18 protein-coding genes and 1 pseudogene are annotated in these 21031 nt (G+C 60.5%); 8 read left to right on the forward strand and 11 right to left on the reverse strand.

Features of this window, described 5'->3' with window-relative positions; all coding sequences use genetic code 11:
- Positions 1 to 36: 36 nt before the first annotated feature.
- Genes FXO12_RS21130 through FXO12_RS21150 form a run of 5 tightly spaced genes read left to right on the forward strand, consistent with a single transcriptional unit; the run spans position 37 to position 4371 of the window.
- Positions 37 to 414 (forward strand): GPW/gp25 family protein, encoded by a 378-nt coding sequence (locus FXO12_RS21130; protein WP_060765906.1) that lies wholly within the window; start codon positions 37 to 39, stop codon positions 412 to 414.
- A complete protein-coding gene (locus FXO12_RS21135; protein ID WP_060765907.1) occupies positions 398 to 1519 on the forward strand; it encodes a baseplate J/gp47 family protein in 1122 nt (373 codons plus the stop codon). The genes FXO12_RS21130 and FXO12_RS21135 overlap by 17 nt, the downstream gene beginning before the upstream one ends.
- The gene (locus FXO12_RS21140) at positions 1512 to 2096 is read left to right on the forward strand and encodes a phage tail protein (RefSeq protein WP_060765908.1); all 585 of its coding nucleotides are present in this window, start codon (positions 1512 to 1514) and stop codon (positions 2094 to 2096) included. The genes FXO12_RS21135 and FXO12_RS21140 overlap by 8 nt, the downstream gene beginning before the upstream one ends.
- Complete coding sequence (locus tag FXO12_RS29110) at positions 2096 to 3766, forward strand: phage tail protein (protein WP_160049567.1); 1671 nt, start codon at positions 2096 to 2098, stop codon at positions 3764 to 3766. The genes FXO12_RS21140 and FXO12_RS29110 overlap by 1 nt, the downstream gene beginning before the upstream one ends.
- 8 nt (positions 3767 to 3774) lie before the next feature.
- Positions 3775 to 4371 carry a tail fiber assembly protein gene (locus tag FXO12_RS21150; protein ID WP_060765910.1) on the forward strand — a complete coding sequence of 199 codons (597 nt, stop codon included), beginning with the start codon at positions 3775 to 3777 and terminating at the stop codon, positions 4369 to 4371.
- Positions 4372 to 4628: 257 nt separating this feature from the next.
- Here FXO12_RS21150 and FXO12_RS21155 read toward each other — a convergent pair.
- The 5 genes and pseudogenes from FXO12_RS21155 to FXO12_RS21175 form a co-directional block, all read right to left on the reverse strand.
- Positions 4629 to 5531, reverse strand: a pseudogene (locus FXO12_RS21155) (TonB-dependent siderophore receptor); the annotation flags it as partial.
- Between the two features lie 211 nt (positions 5532 to 5742).
- On the reverse strand, positions 5743 to 6711 hold the full coding sequence (locus FXO12_RS21160; RefSeq protein ID WP_034128861.1) for a FecR domain-containing protein: 969 nt from the start codon (positions 6709 to 6711) through the stop codon (positions 5743 to 5745).
- Positions 6708 to 7226: an RNA polymerase sigma factor gene (locus tag FXO12_RS21165; protein WP_034128860.1), complete on the reverse strand. Its 519-nt coding sequence runs from the start codon at positions 7224 to 7226 to the stop codon at positions 6708 to 6710. Before FXO12_RS21165 ends, FXO12_RS21160 begins: the two co-directional genes overlap by 4 nt.
- A gap of 148 nt (positions 7227 to 7374) precedes the next feature.
- Positions 7375 to 8082: a PolC-type DNA polymerase III gene (locus tag FXO12_RS21170; protein WP_057976551.1), complete on the reverse strand. Its 708-nt coding sequence runs from the start codon at positions 8080 to 8082 to the stop codon at positions 7375 to 7377.
- On the reverse strand, positions 8079 to 10001 hold the full coding sequence (locus tag FXO12_RS21175; protein ID WP_054896814.1) for a putative nucleotidyltransferase substrate binding domain-containing protein: 1923 nt from the start codon (positions 9999 to 10001) through the stop codon (positions 8079 to 8081). The genes FXO12_RS21170 and FXO12_RS21175 overlap by 4 nt, the downstream gene beginning before the upstream one ends.
- A 246-nt stretch (positions 10002 to 10247) precedes the next feature.
- Between FXO12_RS21175 and FXO12_RS21180 the strand changes: the two genes are divergently transcribed.
- On the forward strand, positions 10248 to 10694 hold the full coding sequence (locus FXO12_RS21180) for a response regulator (protein ID WP_019817416.1): 447 nt from the start codon (positions 10248 to 10250) through the stop codon (positions 10692 to 10694).
- A gap of 154 nt (positions 10695 to 10848) precedes the next feature.
- Here FXO12_RS21180 and FXO12_RS21185 read toward each other — a convergent pair whose 3' ends face one another.
- Positions 10849 to 13026 carry a malate synthase G gene (locus FXO12_RS21185; protein ID WP_054896773.1) on the reverse strand — a complete coding sequence of 726 codons (2178 nt, stop codon included), beginning with the start codon at positions 13024 to 13026 and terminating at the stop codon, positions 10849 to 10851.
- Positions 13027 to 13345: 319 nt separating this feature from the next.
- Between FXO12_RS21185 and FXO12_RS21190 the strand changes: the two genes are divergently transcribed.
- Complete coding sequence (locus FXO12_RS21190) at positions 13346 to 13858, forward strand: glycine cleavage system protein R (RefSeq protein WP_003194815.1); 513 nt, start codon at positions 13346 to 13348, stop codon at positions 13856 to 13858.
- Positions 13859 to 14080: 222 nt separating this feature from the next.
- Here the strand turns inward: FXO12_RS21190 and rarD are convergent, their stop codons facing one another.
- The 5 genes from rarD to FXO12_RS21215 form a co-directional block, all read right to left on the reverse strand.
- Complete coding sequence (gene rarD, locus FXO12_RS21195; RefSeq protein WP_057976553.1) at positions 14081 to 14965, reverse strand: EamA family transporter RarD; 885 nt, start codon at positions 14963 to 14965, stop codon at positions 14081 to 14083.
- Between the two features lie 183 nt (positions 14966 to 15148).
- The gene (locus FXO12_RS21200; protein WP_034128855.1) at positions 15149 to 16123 is read right to left on the reverse strand and encodes a serine/threonine protein kinase; all 975 of its coding nucleotides are present in this window, start codon (positions 16121 to 16123) and stop codon (positions 15149 to 15151) included.
- Between the two features lie 161 nt (positions 16124 to 16284).
- On the reverse strand, positions 16285 to 18183 hold the full coding sequence (locus tag FXO12_RS21205; RefSeq protein WP_057976555.1) for a PhoX family phosphatase: 1899 nt from the start codon (positions 18181 to 18183) through the stop codon (positions 16285 to 16287).
- A 79-nt stretch (positions 18184 to 18262) separates the two neighbouring features.
- A complete protein-coding gene (locus tag FXO12_RS21210; protein WP_054896775.1) occupies positions 18263 to 19027 on the reverse strand; it encodes a TOBE domain-containing protein in 765 nt (254 codons plus the stop codon).
- Positions 19028 to 19085: 58 nt separating this feature from the next.
- Positions 19086 to 19823: a ComF family protein gene (locus FXO12_RS21215; protein WP_057976557.1), complete on the reverse strand. Its 738-nt coding sequence runs from the start codon at positions 19821 to 19823 to the stop codon at positions 19086 to 19088.
- Positions 19824 to 19915: 92 nt separating this feature from the next.
- Between FXO12_RS21215 and bioB the strand changes: the two genes are divergently transcribed.
- Positions 19916 to 20971 (forward strand): biotin synthase BioB, encoded by a 1056-nt coding sequence (gene bioB / locus FXO12_RS21220; protein WP_014720209.1) that lies wholly within the window; start codon positions 19916 to 19918, stop codon positions 20969 to 20971.
- Positions 20972 to 21031 lie beyond the last annotated feature (60 nt).

Below are 21031 nucleotides of genomic sequence, written 5' to 3' on the forward strand. Positions count from 1 at the left end.
AAAGCCACCGATCTCCGGTTTCCGCACCATGGGCGCATGACAACGCCCACTCCCTACACCAGCATCACCGCCACCCACTGGCAGCCTGCCCTCGGTACATCCGGAGAGGTGGTCGAGGGTCTGCGCGACATTGACCAGGCCATTCGCATCATCCTGACCACGCCCAAGGGTAGCGATGCCCATCGGCCAGAGTTCGGTAGCGACCTGCATCTATATATCGACTGGCCCACCAACCGGGTTACGCCGCACCTGGTGCGCGAAGCCGTTGATGCTATCCGCCGCTGGGAAACTCGCGTGTCAGTAGTTCAAGTGCAGGTGAGCATCGACGGTGCACGCATCACGGTACGAGTGCACTGGCGAGTTGCCGATGGCATCCCTCAACTGACCGAGGTGCCGTATGCGCGAGCTGCCTAAGCCCGAATTCGTCAAGATCGACCCAGCAGCCACTGAAGCCGAGATCATTGCCAGCTACGAAAAAGAGTCCGGCAAGTCGCTGTTTCCTGCACAGATTGAGCGCCTGTTCCTCAACCAGGTGGCTTATTCAGAAATGCGGATCAAGGCTGCAATCCAGAACGCTGGTGAGAAGCTCCTGGTGCGATATAGCAGCGGCCCGATCCTTGACTACCTGGGCGACCTGGTTGGTACGCCACGCTTGCTAGCCGTTGGTGCGGTTTGTACCGTCCAGTTCGATGTCGTCGAGGGGCAGTCGCAGGACCGTTTGATCCCTGCCAATACCCGCGTCACGACTCAAAATGGCGCCGTGGCGTTTCTTACCCGTCAAGAAGCGATCTTGAAAGCGGGGGCGCTTACGGTACAGATGCGGGCCGTCTGCGAGACACCCGGCGTTATCGGCAACGGCTGGGCTATCGGTCAGATCAACACATTGGTCGGGCAGCCGTTCGCAGGGCTGACTGCCAGCAACGTCAGCGTACCTGTCGACGGCGCTGAAGATGAGACGGACCTTCACTACTCAGAACGCATTATTCTTGCCCCTGAAGCCTACACAACCGCGGGCAGTGAAGGCGCCTATCGCTATCACGCGCTATCGGTCCACCAGTCCATTATTGATGTGGCGGTACGCGGCCCCGAGGACGGTTTGCCGGATGGCGAAGTGGCTATACACCCGCTCACTGAGACAGGTATGCCAACGGCGAACCTTCTGGAGCAGATCGAGCACTATCTGACTGGCGAGAAACTGCGCCCTCTGTGTGACACCGTGCGAGCGCAGATGCCAGAACATATCGACTGGCGTATCAAGTCGCACATCACGCTGTATGCCTGGGCCGAAAGAGAGCCCACCCTAGCCGCAGCACGCAAGGCCGCCGAGGACTATGCCCAGGAGCTGCGCGCCAAGCTAGGTCTCGATATCGTGCCCGAGCAGCTCAACGCCCGACTGCAGGTCTCGGGCGTCTATCGCTCTGTCCTGGAGCTACCGGCTGTTCCGTTGGCACTAGGCCGACATGGCTGGGCTGACTGCTCCGACATCGAGATTCTCTACGCGGGGGTCGCTGATGGCTGACCTAACCTTACCGCCCGCGCTGGCGGGTGATGAACGCTTTGCACTGCTGTGTAGGTTGCTTGAAGAGCGGCATACCGGTATCGATTTGACGCCGATGCTGGTCTACCTCCTCGACCTGGTGAAAGCGCCTCTACTGCCCGTGTTAGCCGACCAGTTCAGCTTGCTCGATGAGGCCGCGTGGTTGCTCGCCGAGTCCGAGGACACCCGCAGGAACCTGCTAAAAAACGCGGTAGAGCTGCACCGCTACAAGGGCACGCCCTGGGCGATTCGGGAAATCATCCGTCTGCTGGGTTTTGGCGAAGTCCAGCTGCAGGAGGGCCTCGGCGGACGAACCTATAACGGCAGCATCGCTTTCAACGGTCTCTATGTGTACGGAGACGCCCGCGCCTGGGCCGCCTATCGAGTGATTCTTAATGAGCCCATCACCAACGACCAGGCGGATCTGATCCGCCGCATGTTGTCTACCATCGCACCTAAAAGGTGCCGCCTTGCCTCGCTTGAATATCAAGCCGTGGCCATTCGCTACAACGGCGCCGCTCGTTATGACGGACTATATAACCATGGGAGCAGTATTTGATGGCCACCTTGCCTGAAACAGAAGACTACGCAGATGGGACTTACCAAATTGAAACTTCGGATAGGGTATTAGGTGGCCCTGGTGGCATAGCGAACAAACAAGCTGAGCAGTTGGGCAATCGAACTGCGTGGCTGAAAGCCGCTATCGCAAAGATTGTTAACGGTAAAACCGCCGTTGGTTTGGCTACTCAGCTGGCAACAGCTCGCTTGTTGAAGTTCAAGGGCGCGGCCAGTGGCAGCGGTAACTTCGACGGGAGTGCGGATACGGAGATAACGTTAACGCTCGCTGATTCAGGCGTTTCGGCGGGAAGCTACACAAAAGTCACATTAAACGCGAAGGGCGTGGCTACCGCAGGTGAAAATCCCCGGACCTTAGAGGGTTACGGGATCAGCGACGCTATCGCTATCGGTGATTACGGGCTCGGCGGGAAAGTATCTCCACAAGGGCCTATTGACTCCAAAAATCTGCTCGGCGGCTTTTACTCGTTTAAGGAGGGATATACCACTTTTGCCAACTACGTAGGTTTGGTCAACATTCCGTATGGGGAAGCGGGTTTCGCTGGGCAGTTAGGCTTTGAGCTAGGCGGTGCAGAGCCTGTAGTTTATATCAGGAGCGTGAGCAACTCAGGAGAGTGGACGCCCACCCGGAAACTTTGGCATACAGGTAGCTTCGACCCCTCAACCAAGGCACCACTTGCGAGCCCTGTCTTTACTGGAACGCCAGAGGTGCCGAACGTGGCCGCTGGAGACAATTCGAAGCGTGTCGCGAACACTGCGTTCGTTCGAGCAGCTGTTTCTGCATTGGTGGGTTCTTCGCCCGATGCGCTTGACACATTAAACGAGTTGGCCGCCGCGCTAGGAAACGATCCGAACTTCGCGTCCACAGTGACGAAAGCGCTGGCCGGTAAGGCTAACAAAGGCGTGAGCCTTGCGGATTACGGAATACTGGATGGGGTCAAAATTGGTCGCTTTGGTATCGGTGGCACGTCCACTGATGTAGCGCCCATCGAGACAATTGGTTTGCCCGGTGGTTTTTACGCGATGGATGGATCGCCAACAGCTTTCTTACAGTATTCATCCATCTTAAACCTTCCCTATTCCGACAAGTCGTGCGCTGGCCAGATTGCTGTAGGCCAGGGCCGTGATGATGTGATTATCTGTGTTCGCGGCGTGACGAACTCCGGTAAGTGGACGCCGAAACGGACCCTATGGCACGACGGAAATTTAGATGCAAATGCTCTTCTGCCGGTTGGGACTTCTATCGCTTTCGCGGGCGCCAGAGCGCCTGCTGGATTTCTGAAAGAAAATGGTGCTGCAGTTTCCAGAACCGTATACGCCAATCTCTTTGCAGTAATTGGTACGACCTACGGTGCGGGAGACGGGAGTACCACGTTCAACCTGCCCGAAAGTCGAGCAGAGTTCTTTCGGGGGCTTGATGACGGTCGCGGTGTTGATGTCGGTCGTAGTCTTGGAACTTATCAGGCCCCAATGCTTGAGGCTCACGATCACGCGCTGACCAGCGACGGCACTGGAGCCGCTGGAGCTGCTGGAGGGAATACGACAGCAGACTTTAAAGTTGACGGTAGCGTGAGCGTGGGGTCCACGGGTCGGACTGGTGGGGCCGAAACGCGCCCTCGAAACGTTGCACGACTGATGTGTATCAAATACTGAGGTGAACCATGACAGATTCCAATCCTCCGCGGATCTACTTAGCCCATCCGGTTACGGGGGAGTACATAGGTGAAGCATTTGCAGACCCCAACCCGCTTGACCCGGATAACTGGCTCATACCAGCCGGGGCCTTTGTCGAAGCGCCGCCGCCAAACAAAATAGGCTTTGCAGTAATCAATACTCCCGACAGCGATCGCACCTGGTCGTTGGTTCAGGACTGTCGAGGCATTGTCTATAGCAAAGTCGATGGGAAGGCTCGCCAGTGGCAAGAGCTTGGTCCGCTTCCGGATGATCTGACAGCTGAGGTCTGTCCTGGTCCGTTTTACGTATGGCGGAAAGATCGCTGGCAGTTAGACCAAGATGCTGAGCTGGAGGCGCTTTCCAGTCAGGCCCTAGCTGAGCGCGACCGATTGTTGGCGGCTGCAGCCACGCGAATAGCACCATTGCAAGATGCAGTGGATCTGGGCGACGCGTCGCCGGAAGAAGAGATAGAAATAGAGGAATGGAAGCGCTATCGCATAGGCTTGAACAGAATTCAGCGGCAGCCTGACTTTCCGAAAATTATTGATTGGCCAGCTTCACCCGCCAATCGCAATCAGCAATAAAAGAGGGCTGCCAGCTCAGATGTAGACGCATCTAAGCTGACCGCCAACCAGCAGAACTACCCTGCAAGCCAGCCAAGGCCCTCCCGCTCACGTGAGCGTTGGGAAAGGGAGTGATGCAAAGGAGGTGTTGATCTTCAGTTGGGACATTCAGGCCGAACCTGCCGGTCTGTTTTGATATTCTGTTGCGACAGCTGCAAAAAATTCTGAGGCCATTTATCTCAGATTAGAGCGCGAGTTTTTCGCGCTCGGCATCAGCCAACGCTGTAGAGAAACTGGCCCTCATCATCGATCTTGCCAGTGCTTTCGAAATTGATCTGGCGATAGTTGTCACTGCCGTATTGCATCTGGATGGCGTGGCTCGATTCAGCGCTGGGGCGGCGGCTGACCATATCCAGCAGGCCGCCCGGAGGGGTCTGGCCATAGACTGACGAGGCCGGACCGCGCAGCAGGGCGAGGCGGTCGAGGTTCCAGGTTTCGGCTTTCGGGTTGGCGTACACGCCACGGGGCAGTGGCAGGCCATCAAGGAATTGCGTCGGCTCGAAGCCGCGTACGCGCATCCAGTCGTAACGGGTGTCGCTGCCGTAGCTGGCAGACACGATACCGGGCATGTATTTGACCGCATCGTCGAGGTTCTGCACGTTACGGTCCTGCATTTGCTCGCGGGTGGCTACCGAGATCGAGCGTGGTGCCTCGACCAGCGCAGTATCGGTTTTGGTGCCGGCGGCGGTGCGCTTTGCAACATATCCCTCCACCGGCCCCCAAGCGCTTTCATAGCTGCCTTGGCCGGTGATGTTGGTGGTCGGCAAGGCAACGACGCCCTCCGGGACCGGCATCAGGGTGTAAGTGCCCGCACTGCTCTGCTCCAACTGCAACCCCGTCCCCCGCAAGGCTTCCCGCAACGCGCCCTGCGCATGGAACTGGCCTTTGACCGGTGCCGAGGTCTTGCCGGCGGCGAGTGCGGGGTTGAGGGTCAGCGCCAGGCCGGCCTGGCTGGCGATCTGGTTCAGGGTGGTGGCCAGGGGCGCAGCCGGCAGGTTATAGGCGCGCACGCTGGAGGCTTGTTCGGCGGCGATCAGCGGGGTGCTGGCCAGCGGGGCGCTGAGGGCGATCGCCATGGCTAACAGGCTGGGGCGCAACAAGGTGTCTAGCGTGCGGGACATACGGGCGGCTCCTGAATGGAAATATTTCTCAATTGCCTAGGTGCCGAGCGAGAATCGAAAAGTGATAGGGCCGGGTGAAAATATTTTTTGCGGTGTGCTGTGATCGTTCCCAAGCTCCGCGTGGGAACGCCTCGTGTGACGCTCTGCGTCACGGCCTGGGACGCAGAGCGTCCGGGCTGCATTACCACGCGGAGCGTGGGAACGATCAAGCCTAAGGCTTACCCTTGACGGTCACCCACCACGGCGTGTGCTGCTCGATCTGCACCGGCAAGGTCGGCAACAGCGCATTCAATGCCAACGTGGTGTCGCGCAGCGGGAAACTGCCGGTGATGCGCAGGTCGGCCACGTTCTTATCCACCCCCAGGTAGCCGGTGCGATAGCGCGCCAATTCCTCGATCACATCCCCCAGCCGAGCGTTGTCCACTACCAGCATGCCGCGGGTCCAGGCATCGGTGGCGGGGGTGACGGCCAACAGTGGCCCGAGCCCGTCGCCGCGCATCAGCACTTGCTGGCCCGCCTTGAACACTTGTTCCTGGTGCAGCGCCTCGGGCTGGGCGGCCACGGCAGACTGCAACACACTCAGGCGCGTAGCGTCGTCTTCGCGCTTGACGATAAACCGGGTACCCAGCGCCCGCAGGCTGCCGTCGCGGGTTTGCACGTAGAAAGGGCGCGAATCGTCGTGGCCGGTTTCGACGAGAATTTCGCCTGCCTGCAACACGATCAAGCGGCGTGTTTCGTCGAAGCGCACATCAATGGCGCTGTGGGTGTTGAGGTTTATTCGCGTGCCGTCCGCCAGCTTCAGCGTGCGCTGTTCACCGGTGGCGGTGCGCTGGTCGGCCAGCCAATAGTGAATAGGCACGTAACGCTCACCGGCAAACAGCGCCAGGCCGCACACCAGCACGATACTGGCCAGGCCCCGGCCCAGCTTGCGCACGCGCTGGCGAATGCCGTGGCGCGACTGCAGCAGCGCCGCCCGAGCCGGGCCCGAGGCCACACTGAAACGCTGGTCGAGCATGCCCAACTGGCGCCAGGCGCGAGCGTGTTCCTCATCGCTGGCCAGCCACTTGTTGAACTCTTCCTGTTCCACCGCGCTGCCGTCGCCCGAGTCGAGGGACAGTTGCCAGGCAATCGCGGCATCCAGCACGCGCGACGACACCGGTTTGGAGCCGATCGCGGTCACGACGGCTCGCCATACAGTGCGATGTAGCACTGGCGAATGCCCTGGGCCAGGTATTGGCGCACGCGCGGCACCGAAACCCCCAGGCGCTGGGCGATCTCGGCATGGCCCAGGCCGTCGAGGCGGTTATAGAGGAACGCGGCGCGGGCCTTGCTCGACAACTTGCCGAGCAGGCGGTCGATGGCCTTGAGGTCTTCGAGGATCAGTTGCTGGGCTTCCGGCGAAGGCTGTTCGTTTTCCGGGATCAGCATCAATTCGGTGAGGTAGGCCTGTTCCAGGGCCGCACGACGGAAATAGTCGAACAGCAAACCCTTGGCGATGGCCACCAGGAACGCCCGTGGTTCGCGGGGCTCGCGCAACTCATCACGGCCCAGCAGGCGCATGAAGGTGTCCTGGCTCAGGTCTTCGGCACGGCTTGGGCACGCCACATTACGTCGCAGCCACGCCAACAGCCAGCCACGGTGGTCGCGATACAACGCACCAACAAGCTCACTGCGTGGGGTATGGACCGACGACAAGGCATCACCGAATAAGGTTTAAACTAACGAGAATTATTCGCGATTGTGTCAGAGGCGTAGGGTGGGCGCAATTGGCGTCTGTCGGGTGATCGTTCCCGCGATATGCGTAGGAATGCATCCCGCGATGCTCCGCGTCGGGCGCGAAGCGTTAAAGGGAAGGGGACTGCTTGCGTCGTTTCCATTGGGCCAAACGCTCATACAGCGCCTGGGGCGTATCGATCTGTTGCTGCCGCGCCCGGCTGAACAGGATCAACATCAGCTCCGCCGTCGCCAGTGCATCGGCGCTGGCATGGTGGCGTTCGCCGGCCTGTAGCCTGAAGTGGTTGAGCCAGTCGTCCAGTCCGGCTTCGCGGATATGGGCCTCTGGGCATAACAGCGGGGCCAGGTCTGCTACATCCATGAACGGATGGGCCAGGCGATAACCCAGGCTGTCCTTGAGCGCCCGGCACAGCATGTGTTGATCAAACGGCGCATGGAAGGCCAGCAGCGGACTGTCGCCCACGAACGCCATGAAATCCAGCAACGCCTCGGTCGGGTCGCTGCCAGCGGCGATTGCACTGGGCCCCAGCCCGTGGATCAGCACACTAGGGCTGAGCTTGGTGTCGCTGCGCTGCAGGGTGCGTTCGAACAGTTGGGAGAAATCCACCGCACCGTCTTCGATGACCACGGCGCCGATGGACAGCACCTGGTCGCGGTGAAGGTTCAGGCCGCTGGTTTCCAGGTCCACCACTACCCAGCGCTGGCTGCGCAATGGGCCGTTGCCCACTTCGGCGGGCTTGGGTAACTGTTCCAGGCGCTGCTGTTGCGCAGCGTTGAGCCCAGGTTTTTTGGCACGCAGCCAGCCAAACAAACTCATAGCTGATACCGCAAGCTCAGGCTGCTTTGCAGGCGTTGGGCCTGGCGCAGGGACTCACGCAGGATGCGCCGGTCCAGGTGGTTGAGGCTGTCGGGGTCGACGCGGTTGGAATAGGGCAGGTTCTCGCGGGTCTGCAATTGGTGCTGCTGCATGCGGGTCTGCTGGATAAAGTGGTAGGCCTCTTCATAGGCGGCGCCATCCAGGGGTTCGATCACGGCCTTATCCACCAACTGGCGCAGGCGTTCCAGGGTATTGTTGGCGTGGATGCCATTGGCCAGGGCCAACAGGCGCGCGCCATCTACAAAAGGCGTAAGGCCCTGCACCTTGAGGTCGAGGGTGGCCTTTTCGCCATTTTTGCGGGTCAGCACGAACTCGCGAAAACGCCCTACCGGCGGGCGTCGCAATAGTGCATTTTCGGCCAGCATCCGTTGGAACAAGCGGTTATCCGCCACCTGATCGAGAATGCCCTGGCGCAGTTGCTCGCAACCGCGCTCTTCGCCCCACACCACGCGCAAGTCAAAATAGATGCTTGAGCCCAGCAGGTTTTCCGGCGTCGCTTCACGAATGAACGCGCCGAAGCGCCGCGCCCACTCCACGCGGGACAAGCACAGCTCGGGGTTGCCGGCCATGATATTGCCCTTGCACAGGCTGAAGCCGCACAGCGCCAGGCTTTGGTTGATGTGCTGCGCCAGCGGTAGCAAGCGCTCACGCCTTTCGGCGGCTTCGACGGCGTCCTTGGCCTCGAACAGGATGCCGTTGTCCTGGTCGGTGTACAGCGTTTGTTCGCGGCGGCCTTCACTGCCAAAGCACAGCCAACTGAAGGGCACGCCGGGGTCGCCTTTTTCCGCGAGGGTCAGCTCGATCACCCGGCACACGGTGTGGTCGTTGAGCAGCGTAATGATGTGGGTGATCTGGGTGGATGAGGCGCCATGGGCGAGCATGCGCTCCACCAACTGGCCGATTTCACCGCGAATCGCCACCAGGTTTTCCACCCGGGGCGCGTTGCGGATGGTGCGGGCCAAGTGCACCAGGTCCACACGCTGCAAGGAAAATAAGTCACGCTCGGAGACCACGCCACACAGGCGCTGGTCTTGCACCAGGCACACATGGGCGATATGCCGCTCGGTCATGGCGATGGCTGCGTCGAAAGCGCTGTGCTCCGGGCTCAAGTAAAACGGCGCCTGGGTCATGTGCCCGGCAATGCTCTGGCCGAAGTCGCTGGCGCCATCGGCGACCACCTGACGCAGATCGCGCAGAGTGAAGATGCCCAGGGGCGCCTTGTGTTCGTTGACGATCACAATGCTGCCGACCTGTTGTTCGTGCATCAAGGTCACCGCTTCGCGCAACGGTGTGTGCGGGCTGCAGGTGACCGGGTGGCGCATGGCCAATTCACCCAGGCGGGTATTCAAGGAGTATTGGGTGCCGAGGGTTTCCACGGCTTTTTGCTGTACCTGCTGGTTGACCTGGTCGAGCAGGCTGCTGACCCCGCGCAAGGCGAAATCACGAAACGGGCTGGACAGCGCGAACAGCTTGATAAAGGCCGGTTTGTTCAATTGCAGGCAGAAGGTGTCTTCAGCGGCTTTGTGTTCTGTACGGGTCGCGCGCTCACCCAGCAAGGCGGCGAGGGGGAAGCATTCGCCGGTGGCGATTTCAAAGGTGGTGTCCGCCGAGTCTGGACGCTCACCCACGACCCGGCCCTGCTTGACGATATAAAAGTGCTCGACCGGGCCGCCCGACGGTTTGAGGATGCTGTCGCCGGGGCCGTAGAAACGCAGTTGGCACTGCTCCACCAGGAAAGCCAGGTGCGCCTGTTCCATCTGGTTGAACGGCGGGAAGCGTTGCAGGAATTGCAGGGTGCCGTGGATGTTCTGCAACACAGCGGTTTTACCCGCCTGTGCGAATGCATCAGCTTTACTCATAACAGTGACCGCAGTGTTTTTGTCGTTATCGTGCTGCATGGTCGACTCCTGCGCAGTGGGTGCCCATTGGACGTAAGTCTAGGTCGAGGAGTACCGCGCAAAACTAGGGAAAAACCTTACATGACAATCGTCCAAAACCCGTAGAAAGCCCACTAGGCAAACTTTCCGACGAAGTGCACATTGTTCGCCCTTCCGCAGATGTCTGACGAGTGTGCTGGGAGATTGATGAGAACTGCTGAGAAACGTATGTCCGACCACGATATTTTGAGTGATGCCGAGCGCGAGGCGCTGAGCGCCGTGATGCTGGAGCCCGATTTACCCCCCCAACGCGTTTTGATCGTGGACGACGACAAGGACGCGCGTGAATTGCTGGCGGAAATCCTTGGGCTCGATGGTATTCGCTGCATGACTGCCGAAAGTGGCGAGGCTGCGTGGGATTTGTTGAAGACGAGCAGTTCCATCGGTTTGCTGATCACCGACCTGCGTATGGCGCCCAGCAATGGCCTGGAATTGATCCGCCAGGTGCGTGAGTCCACCCGTGCGGCGTTGCCGATCATCATCATGTCTGGAGACGCGGAAGCGCCGGATGTGATTGATGCGATGCATTTGAGCGTGGTGGATTTCTTGCTCAAGCCGATTGATAGCGTGAAGTTGGCGAAGTTGGTGAAGCGGGAGTTGGGGATGGTGCCCTGAGTGTGGGGTGACTGGCCTGGCCTCTTCGCGGGCAAGCCCGGCTCCCACATTTGAAATGCACTCCCTGTGGGAGCTGGCTTGCCTGCGATTCAGGCAACGCGGTCTAACTGACACTGATAAAAAAGCCCCGATCTTTCGATCAGGGCTTTTTCCATTACAGGCCGTTCTTGGCCTTGAACTCCCGACGCCTGCGGTGCAACACCGGCTCGGTATAGCCATTAGGCTGCTTGGTCCCTTCAATCACCAACTCCACCGCTGCCTGGAATGCGATGTTGCTGTCGAAGTCCGGAGCCAGTGGGCGGTACAACGCATCCCCGGCATTCTGGCGGTCTACCACGGGCGCCATGCGCTTGAGGCTTTCCATCACCTGGTCTTCGTTGACAATGCCGTGGCGCAGCCAGTTGGCGATGTGCTGGCTGGAAATACGCAGGGTGGCGCGGTCTTCCATCAGGCCGACATCGTTGATGTCCGGCACCTTGGAGCAGCCCACACCCTGGTCGATCCAACGCACCACATAGCCGAGGATGCCCTGGGCGTTGTTGTCCAGCTCGTTGCGGATCTCTTCCTCGGACCAATCGGTGTTGCTGGCCAGAGGAATGGTGAGGATATCGTCCACCGAAGCGCGCTCGCGTTTGGCCAGCTCGGCCTGACGGGCGAACACATCAACCTTGTGGTAGTGCAACGCATGCAGGGCTGCGGCGGTCGGCGACGGTACCCAGGCGGTGTTGGCACCGGCCAACGGGTGGGCGATTTTCTGCTCGAGCATCGCCGCCATCAGGTCGGGCATGGCCCACATGCCTTTACCGATCTGTGCACGACCTTGCAGGCCGGTGCTCAGGCCGATATCGACGTTCCAGTTCTCATAGGCGCCGATCCACTTTTCTGCCTTCATGGCCGCCTTGCGCACCATCGCGCCGGCTTCCATGGAGGTGTGGATTTCATCGCCAGTGCGGTCGAGGAAACCGGTGTTGATAAACACCACGCGCTCACTGGCCGCCTTGATGCAGGCCTTGAGGTTGACCGTGGTGCGGCGCTCCTCGTCCATGATCCCGACCTTGAGGGTGTTGCGCGCCAGGTTCAGCACCTCTTCGATGCGACCGAACAGTTCGTTGGTGAACGCGGCTTCTTCCGGGCCGTGCATCTTCGGTTTCACGATGTATACGGAACCGGTGCGGCTGTTCTTGCGGGTGTTGTTGCCGTTGAGGCTGTGGATCGCCGCCAGGCTGGTGATCAGGCCGTCGAGGATGCCTTCGGGTACTTCGTTGCCGTCTTTATCGAGGATCGCGTCGATGGTCATCAAGTGGCCAACGTTGCGCACGAACAACAGCGAACGGCCGTGCAGGGTCACGTCGCTGCCATCCACGCCGGTGTAGACGCGGTCAGGGTTCATGGTGCGGGTGAAGGTCTGGCCGCCCTTGGCCACTTCTTCGGCCAGGTCGCCCTTCATCAGGCCGAGCCAGTTGCGGTAGATCACCACTTTGTCATCGGCATCCACGGCGGCGACGGAGTCTTCGCAGTCCATGATGGTGGTCAGCGCAGCTTCCATCAGCACGTCTTTGACGCCGGCAGCGTCGGTCTGGCCGACTGGGGTGCTGGCGTCGATCTGGATTTCGAAGTGCAGGCCATTGTGCTTGAGCAGGATCGCAATCGGCTCGGCCGCAGGGCCCTGGAAACCGATCAACTGGGCATCGTCACGCAGGCCGCTGTTGCTACCGCCTTTGAGGCTGACGATCAGCTTGCCATCGACGATTTTGTAGCCGGTGGAATCAACATGGCTGCCGGCGCTGAGCGGTGCGGCTTCGTCGAGGAAGGCGCGGGCGAAAGCAATGACCTTGTCACCACGCACTTTGTTATAGCCCTTGCCCTTCTCGGCGCCGTTGGCTTCGCTGATGGCGTCGGTGCCATACAGCGCGTCGTACAGCGAGCCCCAGCGCGCATTCGAGGCATTGAGGGCGAAGCGGGCGTTCATCACCGGCACGACCAGCTGTGGGCCGGCCATGCGTGCGATCTCATCATCGACGTTTTGGGTCGAGGCCTCAAAGTCTGCGGCTTCTGGCAACAGGTAGCCGATGTCTTGCAGGAAGGCTTTGTAGGCCACCGGGTCATGGGCCTGGCCGGCGTGGGTCTGGTGCCAGGTATCGATCCGCGCCTGGAAGTCGTCGCGTTTGGCGAGTAGGGCTTTGTTCTTCGGGGCCAGGTCATGGATGACCTTGTCGGCACCGGCCCAGAACTGGTCGGCAGTGATGCCGGTACCGGGAATGGCTTCGTTGTTCACGAAGTCGAACAGGACTTTGGCGACCTGCAGGCCACCGACTTGAACGTGTTCAGTCATTGCTTGCCTCACTCTGCGGAGCTTATGCGCTTTATCAGATTTTCATTATGTAGTGCACGGTTGGGCATACTACATGATGACTTGCGGTTGTGAAAATTAGACTAAATACGTCGTTTAGCGACCCACTTTGGTCGTACGGTCACAGCGGAGAACCGGATGTTCTCAAAAAACTATTGGATTGTTCCAGATAAATATAAAAATGGTACACGATTTGTCTGGGGAGATGGCTTGCCTGCGATGGACGTTAACGATCACGCGTCCCTTCTGGATAAACGCGGCATGTCTATAATCGAGGATCAACCAACCGAGGGACTGCGCCATGGACCATCTTGTACTCACTATTATCGCCGCCGACAAACCCGGCCTGGTTGAACGCATCGCGCAGAACATTGCCAGTCATGGTGGTAACTGGCTGGAAAGCCGCATGGCGCACATGGCCGGGCAGTTTGCCGGGATCCTGCGGGTGAGCGTGCCGAGCGAGCAGCGCCAGGCATTGGTGGGGGCATTGGAGGATTTATCCACCCATGGCATTCGCGTGTTGGTGGGTGAGGGCAGCAGCGGGCAGGCATCGGCGTCCAAGCCGATCCTGATGACCCTGGTGGGCAATGACCGCTCGGGCATCGTGCGTGAGATCACCGCGCTGCTGAGCCAGCAGGGCGTCAACCTGGAACGCCTGAGCACCGATGTGCGCCCGGCGCCCATGAGCGGTGATCCGCTGTTCAATGCCGAGGCGTTGTTGCAAGTGCCGGCTACGCTGTCGCTGGAAACCCTGCAAGAGGCTTTGGAAACCTTGGCCGATGACTTGATGGTGGAGTTGCGTCAGGAGGAATAACGATCCACAAGGTTATGCAGGGAAATCTTGCATGGGCCTGTGGATAACCTGTAGAGACCCGACGCCAGGCCACGTCCGCCGGCCTTCTGCGCAAGTTGAGCAAAAAACGAGCAGTTTCAAGGGCTTGTGCACAAATGGCGGGGATCAGGTTGTGGATAACCTTTGGGTGGAACGCTGCAAGCCACGAAAGCCGTGGCTTGCAGAGGTTTGTACGTTATTTGATCAGCGTTTGCGCACGGTCAGCCAGGCATCCAGGCTGTACACCACCAACCCGGCCCAGATAAAGGCGAAGGCGACCAAGGTGCTCGGCGCCAGGTGTTCACCGAACAACAGCACGGCTTCGAGCAACACCAGCGTCGGCGCCACATACTGCAAAAAGCCCAGGGCGGTGTAGGGCAAGTGCCGTGCAGCGGCGTTGAAGCACACCAGGGGAATCAGCGTCACCGGTCCTGCGGCCACCAGCCACCAGGCCTCGGAGGTGCTCCAGAACGCCAGTTGCGCGCTGTGGGCGGTCGGGTTGAACAGCAACCAGGCGACGGCAATGGGTACCAGCATCCAGGTTTCCACCACCAGGCCTGGCAGCGCTTTGACCGGCGCCTGCTTGCGGATCAAACCGTAGAAGCCGAACGTCAGCGCCAGCGCCAGCGACACCCACGGCAGGCTACCGACTTGCCACACCTGCTGCGCCACACCTACCGCTGCCAACCCCACCGCCACCCATTGCAAACGACGCAGTCGCTCGCCGAGGATCAGCATGCCCAGCAGCACATTCACCAGCGGATTGATGTAGTAACCCAGGCTCGCTTCGAGCATGCGCCCGGTGTTCACCGACCACACATAGGTCAGCCAGTTAGCGGCGATCAACGAACCGCTGAGGGCCAGGATCGCCAGGCGCTTGGGGTTGTCGCGCAGTTCGCGAAACCAGCCGGGATGTTTCCACACCATCAGCAACAGCCCACCGAACAGTGCCGACCACAATACGCGGTGAACAATGATCTCGGCGGCGGGCACGCTGGCGATGGCTTTGAAGTAGAGCGGGAATAGACCCCAGATGACATAGGCGCTCAGGCCCAGGATGTACCCCTTGCGGGGGTTGGCGGCTTGCATTGCAGAATCCTTGCTCAGGCAGCTAACAAAGCGCAATTGTAAGGATATTTGTCAAACAACGCTCGTTCCCACGCTCCGCGTGGTAACGCCGCCTTGGACGCTCTGCGTCTGCTCTTAAATCGTGACGCGGAGCGTCACAGGATGCGCGCCCACGCAGAGCGTGGGCGCGATGATGGAACGCGTTCAGAAGAGTTTTAGCGGTTCTTCATTGAGCGCCGACAGTTGCTCGCGCAACGCCAGCACCTGGTCGCCCCAATACCGCTCGCTGCCAAACCACGGAAAACTATGGGGAAACGCCGGGTCGTCCCAGCGTCGTGCGAGCCAGGCACTGTAGTGCATCAGGCGCAGGGCGCGCAGCGGCTCGATCAGCGCCAGTTCGCGCGGGTCGAAGTCGTGGAACTCCTGATAACCGTCCATCAGTTCCGAGAGCTGGCCGAGGCATTCCTGGCGGTCGCCAGCCAGCATCATCCACAGGTCTTGCACCGCCGGGCCCATGCGGCAGTCATCCAGGTCGACGATATGGAACATCTCGTCGCGGCACATCATGTTGCCGGGGTGGCAGTCACCGTGCATGCGGATGTTCTTGTGCGGCGTGGCCTTGTAAACCTCTTCCACACGCTTGAGCAGGTCGCGGGCCACGGACTCGTAGGCCGGCAACAGGCTTTTGGGAATGAAGTTGCCTTCAAGCAAGGTGGTGAGGGAGTCGTGACCGAAATTCTTCACCCCCAGGGCTTCGCGGTGTTCGAACGGGCGGGTGGAGCCCACCGCGTGCAAACGCCCCAGCAGTTGCCCGAGCCGGTAAAGCTGATCGAGGTTGCCCGGCTCCGGCGCGCGGCCGCCACGGCGCGGAAACAGGGTGAAGCGGAAACCTGCGTGTTCGAACAGGCTCTCGCCGTTGTGGATCAACGGGGCGACCACCGGTACATCGCACTCGGCCAGTTCGAAGGTGAAGCGGTGTTCTTCCAGGATCGCCTCGTTGGTCCAGCGCTGGGGGCGATAGAACTTGGCGATCAGTGGTTCGGCGTCTTCGATGCCCACTTGGTACACGCGGTTTTCGTAGCTGTTGAGCGCCAGAACCCGCGCGTCGCTGAGGAAACCGATGCTTTCGACGGCGTCGAGCACCAGGTCTGGGGTGAGTGTTTCAAACGGGTGGGCCATGCGAACTCCTGCGCGCAGCAGGGCGCCGCGTCCGGCCGGGTATGGTAACAGCATAGATAGGCGGTGGCTGTGCGGACGCCTTCGCAGGCAAGCCAGCTCCCACACTGGCATGTATTTACACATCGAGATGTGGGAGCTGGCTTGCCTGCGATAGCGGTCTATCAGGCGCCTACGATCCCGCCATCATCCCGCCGAATCGCCATCACCGACGACCGCGGTTTGCCATTGGGCAGGTGTTCCGGCCAGGTCGAGCCACCGGTTTCCCCTGGGTGCTGAATGCCCACGAACAATGTTTTCTGGTCCGGCGAAAAGCTGATCCCCGTCACTTCACACGCCACCGGCCCCACCATGAAGCGACGGATTTCTCCAGTGCTCGGGTCGGCGCACAGCATCTGGTTATTGCCCATGCCCGCAAAGTCGCCGGCGTTGCTGTAGTCGCCATCGGTCAGGATCCACAGGCGCCCGGCTTTGTCGAAGCCCAGGCCGTCGGGGCTGTTGAACATGTTTTGCGGGTTGATGTTGGACGAGCCGCCCTTGGGGTTGCCGGCATGCACGCCGGGGTTGCCGGCCACCACGAACAGGTCCCAGGTGAAGTCCGTGGCACCGTGGTTATCGGCGTCGGCTTTCCAGCGCAGGATCTGGCCGTAGACGTTCTTCTCCCGTGGGTTGGGGCCGCCTACCGGCTGGCCCTCTTCGCCGCGCTTGGCGTTGTTGGTCAGGGTGCAATAGACCTGGCCGTCGGTGGGGCTGACCACGATCCATTCCGGGCGGTCCATGCGTGTGGCTTTCACCACGCTGGCGGCCAGGCGCGCATGAATCAGCACCTCGGCCTGGTTGGCGAAACCGCTGCTGGCGTCGATGCCGTTTTTGCCATGGGTGAGTTCAACCCACTGGCCTTTGCCCTTGGGGTGGTCGGCATCACCGTCGCCTGCGTCGAAGATCGCCACGTACAAGGTGCCGTGGTCGAGCAGGTCTTTGTTGGCCTTAGGGTTGTTGTGGTTGATCTGATCGCGGCTGATGAACTTGTAGATGAATTCACCGCGTTCATCGTCGCCCATGTACACCACGGCGCGACCGTCACGGGTTTCGGCGAGGGCCGCGTTTTCGTGTTTGAAGCGCCCCAGGGCCGTGCGTTTGACTGGGGTGGATTGCGGATCGAACGGGTCGATTTCCACCACCCAACCATGGCGATTGAGTTCGTTGGGGTTCTTAGCCATGTCAAAGCGCGGGTCGTGCTGATGCCAGTTGATGTCTTTGCTGGCGGCCACCACGCCGTAGCGCTTCTGCCCTGCGTCGAAGGTTTGCTGCGGGTTGCTGCTGCCGAAGCAGTCGGTGAAGTTTTCTTCGCAGGTCAGGTAGGTGCCCCACGGCGTCTTGCCGTTGGCGCAGTTCTGGAACGTGCCGAGGACTTTTTTGCCGCTCTTGTCGGCGCCGGTTTTCAGCCAGTCATGGCCGGCGGCAGGGCCACTCAAACGAATCGGTGAATTGCCGTGGATGCGCCGGTTGTAGCGCGAATCCTGGACGAACTGCCAGGTGCCGCCCTTGCGGCGTACTTCGATCACCGACACGCCTTCGCTGGCCAGGGCCTTGCGCACGTCTTCGGCCGATTGAGGCGCGCCGCCGTGGGCGTAGAGGTAGCGATAGTTGGTGTATTCGTTGTTGATCGCCATCAGCGCGCGGTTGTCGTCACCGGGGAATGGAAACAGGCTCATGCCGTCGTTGTTGTCGCCGAACTGTTGTTCCTGAGCCTTGGCGGTGCCATGGCCGGACGGGTCGAAAGCCGGGGCGTTGTTGTGCAGGGGCTGGCCCCAACTGATCAACACCGAAGCACTGTAGCCCGGTGGCAGGGTGATGGTGTCGCTGGTGGCGGCGGCAATGCTGGTGAACCCCAGCAACGGGCTGGCGGTAGCGGCATTCACGGCCAGGGCGCTGCGACTCAGCAGGTTGCCGCCGAGAAACATCGCGGCGCCGCACAGGGCGCCTGCGCCGATAAAGCGACGGCGGGTCAGGCCCACCATCTGTTCAAGGTCGGTGGCTTGGTTTTCTTCTAATAGGCTCATCACAGGCTCCTTAAGGTTTTTGCAGACACCTTAAGCAGCGCTTGTGACCGAATTGTTGCAGCTTGAAGACGCGCGCCCGTTACACCGGGGTGCCAAGCAATACATGGCTGGGTGCAAACTGCACGCGGATCGGCTGGCCCTGCGCCGCATCAATGGCCTTGAGTGCGACGGGCGGCGCCAGCGCGCACAACACTTGGCCGTTGGGCAGGGCAATACGCACCTCGCTGGGGCCGTCGTCGGCGGCGAGAATGGTCTCGATCCTGCCTTCCAGGCAATTGTGTCCAAGTGTTTCAGCTTGTCCGTCCGCCAGTAATTCAAGCCACCCGGCCTTGATCAGGGCCACTACTTCCACACCGGTCTGCAGCTCCAGGCGCAGGGTGCTGTCGTGGGTGATCTGTGCGTCGAGGTGCAGGCCGCCGGCCAATTGCAGGCGGATCATGTCGTTGTGGCCATGGCTCTCTATGGTGCTGACCTGGCCGTGCAATTGGTTGCGCGCGCTGGTGCGCAGCATCAAACGGCCCAGCAGGTTGAAGTCGCTGGCCGCTTCGTCCGAGCCAAGGATCTCGGCCTGAAGCAGTTGCAGGCGCTGATAAAGGCGCAGCACCCGTTCGCCTTCCTGCGTCAGTTTGGCGCCGCCACCGCCCTTGCCACCGACGCTGCGTTGCACCAGCGGTTTTTGCGCCAGATTGTTCAGCTCATCAATGGCGTCCCAGGCGGCCTTGTAACTCAACCCGGCACTCTTGGCCGCACGGGTGATGGAGCCCTGCTCGGCGATATGCCCCAGCAAGGCAATACGCTGGGGGCGGCGGATGATGTGTTGGCTGAGAGGGCTGGGCACAGACATGGCAGATACGCTTGGGTGAGATGCGCCGACGTTGCCGCGCTGGCGCAGGGGAGTCAAGTCAGCTGCCGGGTTTGGGCGTACGGGCCAGGCAATACACATCCACCTGGCGCGCGCCGGCGTTTATCAACAAGCGCGCCAGGCTGTGGGCCGTGGCGCCGGTAGTGAGGACGTCGTCTACCAGCGCCAGATGTTGCCCGGCAACCTGAATGCCGGGGGCCAGTGCGAAGGCGTTGAGCAGGTTGCGTTTGCGGGTCTTGGCATCGAGGTCTTGCTGCGCCACGGTTTCATGGGGGCGTAAGAGCGCGTGTTCATTAAAGGGAATGTCGAGGGCGTGATTGAGCCAGCGGGCCAGCATCAACGCTTGATTAAAGCCGCGTTCGCGCAGGCGTTTGCGCGCCATGGGCACCGGTAGCAGGCAGTCGGGGCGCTCCAGTTCGGCGTTATCGAAGCGATGCTGCAAGTGCTGCCCCAGCAGACGCGCCAGCAAGTGCCCCAGCGGCCAACGCGCCTGATGCTTGAAGCGGCTGATCAGGGTGTCCACGGGAAAACTGTAGGTCCATGGCGCGACCACCTGGTGAAAGGCCGGTGGCTGTTTTTGGCACTGGCCGCAGAGCAGTCCGTCCATGGGTAAGGGCAGTGCGCAGCGTTCGCACTGTTCCATCAGCCATGGCAATTCTGTTTCGCAGGCGCTGCACAGGGGCTCGTCTGATTCGATGCACTCATCGCAGATCAAACAAGGCTGTATGCTTTTTAACCAGATGTAAACTTCGTGTTTGTGCTCAGGTTGACAGTGCATGAATCTTCCTTAAATATGCCGAGCATCCGTGTCGTGCCTGTGGGTATTGCCTTTCCCGCAGCGCTTGCCAAAGCATAATCAAGGAATCGCCCATGAGCGCCAGCACCTCTGCCACCCTGCGTCACGATTGGTCTTTAGCTGAAGTCAAAGCCCTGTTCGTGCAGCCCTTCAACGACCTGTTGTTCCAGGCGCAGACCGTGCACCGCGCGCATTTCGACGCCAACCGCGTGCAAGTGTCGACGCTGCTGTCGATCAAGACCGGCGCCTGCCCGGAAGATTGCAAATATTGTCCGCAGTCGGGCCACTACAACACTGGCCTGGAAAAAGAGAAGCTGATGGAGGTGCAGAAGGTCCTCGAAGAGGCCGCACGTGCCAAGGCCATCGGCTCGACGCGTTTCTGCATGGGCGCGGCATGGAAACATCCGTCGGCCAAAGACATGCCCTATGTGCTGGAAATGGTCAAAGGCGTGAAGGCCATGGGCCTGGAAACCTGCATGACTCTCGGTCGCCTTGACCAGGACCAGACCGAAGCCCTGGCCCAGGCCGGCCTGGACTACTACAACCACAACCTCGACACCTCGCCGGAGTTCTACGGCTCGATCATCACCACCCGCACCTACAGCGAGCGCCTGCAAACCCTGGCGTACGTGCGTGACTCGGGGATGAAGATCTGTTCGGGCGGCATCCTTGGCATGGGCGAGTCTCTCGACGACCGCGCCAACTTGCTAATCCAGTTGGCCAACCTGCCGGAGCATCCGGAGTCGGTGCCGATCAACATGCTGGTGAAAGTGGCGGGCACGCCGTTGGAAAACGCCGATGACATCGACCCCTTCGATTTCATCCGCATGCTGGCGGTGGCGCGCATCCTGATGCCGCAGTCCCACGTGCGCCTGTCGGCTGGCCGCGAAGCCATGAATGAGCAGATGCAGGCCCTGGCCTTTTTTGCCGGCGCCAACTCGATCTTCTACGGCGACAAACTGCTGACCACCGCCAACCCCCAGGCGGACAAGGATATGCAACTGTTCGCACGCTTGGGCATCCTGCCCGAAGCCCGTGAAGAGCATGCCGATGAAGTGCATCAGGCGGCGATCGAGCAGGCGTTGGTGGAGCAAAAGAGCAGCGAGCAGTTCTACAACGCTGTGGTGTAACCACCTTTGGAATGCATTCCAGTGTGGGAGCTGGCTTGCCTGCGATGGCGGCGGCACTTT

Source organism: Pseudomonas sp. J380, assembly GCF_009827115.1.
Classification (GTDB): Bacteria; Pseudomonadota; Gammaproteobacteria; order Pseudomonadales; family Pseudomonadaceae; genus Aquipseudomonas; species Aquipseudomonas paracarnis.